Annotated in this window: 3 protein-coding genes; all 3 read left to right on the forward strand. The window is 57.6% G+C overall.

Translation table 11 applies throughout. The annotated features are described in order from the left end of the window. Window positions 1–161 precede the first annotated feature (161 nt). From menC to QZR21_RS08180, 3 genes are read left to right on the forward strand one after another with little or no spacing between them, the layout of a single operon-like run. Complete coding sequence (gene menC / locus QZR21_RS08170; protein WP_296097120.1) at window positions 162–1277, forward strand: o-succinylbenzoate synthase; 1116 nt, start codon at window positions 162–164, stop codon at window positions 1275–1277. Continuing rightward, a complete protein-coding gene (locus QZR21_RS08175; RefSeq protein ID WP_296974831.1) occupies window positions 1274–2425 on the forward strand; it encodes a M20 family metallopeptidase in 1152 nt (383 codons plus the stop codon). The genes menC and QZR21_RS08175 overlap by 4 nt, the downstream gene beginning before the upstream one ends. 16 nt (window positions 2426–2441) lie before the next feature. Beyond that, complete coding sequence (locus tag QZR21_RS08180) at window positions 2442–3599, forward strand: M20 family metallopeptidase (protein WP_296974835.1); 1158 nt, start codon at window positions 2442–2444, stop codon at window positions 3597–3599. Window positions 3600–4451: the final 852 nt, after the last annotated feature.

Genomic DNA, 4451 nt, shown 5'->3' on the forward strand with positions numbered 1-4451 from the left:
GAAAGAGTGTTTTCTGACGATATTTTCTTGATTAAATCAGCGTTTCCCTAGCAGCTAAAAGCTAAAAGCCCCCATCCGCTCGCACGGCACTCAACCACACATCCGCCACGAAGCGGCTTGACCTCTACTCTCAACTCTATGTTTTCCTTCAGGAGGATATCATGAAAATAACAAAAGCAGTCATCCGCAGGATGAGCCTTGATTTCAAAGTTCCCTTCCGTACAAGCTTCGGCCTGAACACGACGAAGGACTTTTCCATCGTAGAACTCCATGACAGTGACGGCAATGTGGGCTATGGCGCCTGCTCCGCCTTTATGCGCCCCTGGTACAACGAAGAAACCACCATTGGCGCCCTTTTTATTATCAAACAGTACCTGGTTCCCGCCCTCTTTGATGCCGGCGACTTCAAGGACCCCGAATGGTTCTTCGACCACACCGCCTGGATCCGGCGGAACCGCATGGCCCGGGCCTCCGTGGACTGCGCTCTCTGGGAACTGTACTCCAAGGAACTGGGCATCCCGGAATACAAAGCCCTGGGCGGCGTGCGGGATGAAATCGAAGCGGGCGTATCCCTGGGCATCGAAGACACGCCGGACAAGCTCCTGAAGACCATCGACAAGTACATGAACCAGGGCTACCGCCGGGTAAAGTGCAAAATCAAGCCGGGCTATGATATCCAGTACATGCGGGCAGTGCGAAAGGAATTCGGCGACATCATGCTCATGGTGGACGCCAACTCCGCCTACACCCTGAAGGACATCGACCTCTTCAAAGAAATGGACGAACTGGGGCTCCTCATGATCGAGCAGCCCCTGGCTTCCGACGACATCGTGGACCATCGCCACCTGCAGGCCGCCATCACGACCCCCATCTGCCTCGATGAAAGTATCGACAGTGTAGACGACGCAAGGCGGGCCATCGAGCTGGGCAGCTGCCGGATCATCAATATCAAAGTAGCCCGGGTCGGCGGCCTCACCGAAGCCCGGCGGATCCAGAAATTCGCCGGCGAAAAGGGAGTCTACTGCTGGTGCGGCGGCATGGTGGACGACGGCGTAGCCCGGGGCCACAACATGGCCGTGGCCACACTGCCCTACTACCGCTATCCGAATGACATCCCCGGCAGCGACCGCTACTACGCCGACGACATCGTCACCCCCTCCACCTACATCGATTCCCATGCCATGATCCAGCTCCCCGACCGTCCGGGGACCGGCTTCGAACTGAATAAGGACATCGTAGAGAAGCACACCCTGGAAAAATGGGAGTTCACGAAATGAAAGAAACCGAAGAACTTTTCAAAGACATAGAGGCCCGGGAGCCTGCCATGATGGACACCTGGCGGAAACTGGTGGACCGGGACTGCGGGCCCGACAATAAGGACGGCGTAGATGCCGTAGGAAAAGAGGCGGCAGCGTTCCTGGAAAACGCCGGCTTCTCCGTCCATTTCCATACCTATGAAAAGGCAGGAAATATGCTGGTGGCGGAATACGGAGATATGATGAAGCCCTTTATCATCCTCACCGGCCACATGGACACGGTCTTCATGAAAGGCACCGCTAAAGAGCGGCCCTTCCATGTGGACGGAAACCGGGTCACCGGTCCCGGGGCTCTCGACATGAAAGGAGGCATGACCATCCTCCTCCACGTGGCGAAGCTGCTCACTGAAAATGGCTATGACCGGTACCCCATCAAAATCATTCTCGCCGGCGATGAAGAAACGGGCCACACCAATTCCGGCGCCGCCGAAGACTACCTGAAAGAGGCCAGAGGCGGAGTCATGGGATTCAATATGGAAACGGGCTTCCTGGACAACCGCATCGTCATCGAGCGGAAAGGAGTGGCCCAGTACCTCTTCCATTTCCACGGCGTCGGCGCCCATGCGGGGAATAACCCCGAAGACGGCCGGAGCGCCGTAAAGGAACTGTGCCACAAGGTGCTGGACATCGAAGCCCTCACGGACCGGGACAAAGGGACCAACGTCAACGTCGGCGTCATTTCCGGCGGCACTGTGGCAAACGCCATTCCCGAAGACGCCTCCTGCAAGGTGGACGTCCGGTTCCGGACGGAAGAAGAATCGGACCGGGTGGAGAAGGCCTTTGAAGATATCGCCCGCCGCGTCTATATCGACGGCGTTACCACCACCTGCCGGCGGCTGGTCCGGGTGTCCGCTATGGAGCGGCTCCCGGGTTCGGAGAAGCTCTTCGAGAGAGCCCAGGCCATTGCCGCCTCCCACGGACTGCCGGCCATGAAGGCTGCCGCTGTGGGCGGAGGCAGCGATTCCGCCTACCTCACGAAGGCAGGCATTCCCACCCTCTGCGCCCTGGGGGTGAAGGGGGAATTCAACCATACCGTACGGGAATGGGCAGCGAAAGATTCCCTGGTGGAAAGAGCGAAATTACTGACCGCCCTGCTGACGGAAATTTGAGGAGGATATGAGGAAAATGGACTGTAAAGAAAAGGCATTTCAATGGGTAGACACCCATCACGACGATATGATTTCCCTATGGAAACAGATGGTATCCATCGACTCCGGCATCGGCGTCAAAGAGGGAGGCATGGAAATGGGGAACCTCTGCGCCGGGATTCTGGAAAAGCTGGGCTTCTCCATCCGCCGGTACTCCTTTGAAAAGTGCGGGGACACCATCATCGGCGAACGGGGAGACCTGTCGAAGCCCTATCCCATCCTCATGGGCCACATGGACACCGTATTCTACGAAGGAGAACCGAAAAAGCGGCCCTTCACCATCAAAGACGGCGTAGCCTATGGTCCCGGGGTGCTGGATATGAAAGGGGGAGACTGCATTGCCCTCTCCGCCCTCACTGCTCTCCACGAGGCGGGCTTTGATTTCCCCTGCAAAGTCATCCTCGTGGCGGACGAAGAACCGGCCCACTGCTTCTCCAATAACCCGGAAATCATCGAAAAGGAATCGAAGGGCGCCAAATGTGCCTTCAACTTCGAGACCGGCTTCCCGGACCACGACATCACCGTACAGCGCCGGGGCTGCTGGCGGTTCACCATCGAAACCTTCGGCCGGGGATCCCACGTAGGGAACGATCCGAAACACGGCCGGAGCGCCATCAATGAAATGGCCCACAAGATCCTGGACATCGAAGCCCTTACGGACTACGACAAAGGATACAACGTGAACTGCGGCGTCATCGAAGGAGGCACCGTGCCGAACGCCACTCCCGCCTACTGCAGGATGGACTGCGACTTCCGGTACATCTCCAACGACGACCTGCCGAAGCTGAAAGAAATGGTGCAGAAAATCGTGGACCACGTCTACGTGGACGGCGTCACCTCCAAACTCACCACCACCGAAGGCTTCGACGTCATGGAACGGATCCCCGGAAACATGGAACTCCTGAAAGTAGCCCAGGAAGTGGCAAAAGAAGAAGGCTGGCCCATCCCCGGTCCGAAACTCTGCGGCGGCGGCTCCGACGCGGCCTACACCTGCAAAATGGGCGTCCCCACCCTCTGCTCCATGGGAGTGGAAGGGGAATTCAACCACACCGTAGAAGAATACGCCAACGTATACAGCCTCTTCGCCCGTGCCAAACTGGCCATCGGCATCCTGCTGAAGGTGGCAGGGAAATAAGAGAGTTGAGATTTGAGAGTTGAGATCCCGCGGCTGCGCCGCCATTGGAATCCTGATGACTCTATCCCCAAAACGTGAAAATGACACTGCACGAGGCTCCTTCCTTGGGGAAGTAAGCGAACTGATTTCGTAGGGAGCCGCAGGCGACTGAGAAATCAGTGAGACACTTTCCCAGCGAAGTCGGGCAGGGGCTCCCGCCAGGGTGGGGTTAGCTGGTGGAAACGGCCCGCGGGACCCGATCAGCTCAATGCCCCGCCCGTCCGCAGGAGCTCTCAGCCACCCGAGACAGTTTCTCTCTATTTTCCACTATATATATGAGAGGCAGAAAGGCCGGAAGAAATTTCTCCCATACCGGAAGCGCACATCCATGGAACCGGGAGAGGGAGAAAGGACGTCTTCATATGATTCTGCATCTCCGACGCGTCGAAAAAGGGGACTGCCGCGAAGCGGCTAAGAGCCTGGGTCTAGATCTAGATCTAGGTCACCAGCGGCTTTGCCGCAGTTCCCCTCTTCTCTCATACCTCTTCGCTCTTCCCTATTACTTAACTCCTGAATAAAACCTGCCAGACATCATGAGCGGCAGCAGACCACCGGACTTCCCCGGAAGCACGGGAACCCCTCACGGGATCCTCCCGGCCCATCCCCGGCAGACGGCGCTCCAAGCCCAACCATGCAGCGGTATGGAAGCATTCAGGAGTTTTTGTAGTGGCCAGGGACCGAGAGTGAGACCGAGGCCGAGATCGAGATCGAGATGATTCGCGGCTCCGCTGCTATTGGAGTCCTAAAGGCTCTAACCCCGAAACGTGCAATTGCCTCTACACGAGGCTCCTTCCTCGGGAAGGAGCTGCCCAC

This window comes from uncultured Dialister sp., assembly GCF_900541605.1.
Lineage (GTDB): Bacteria > Bacillota > Negativicutes > Veillonellales > Dialisteraceae > Dialister.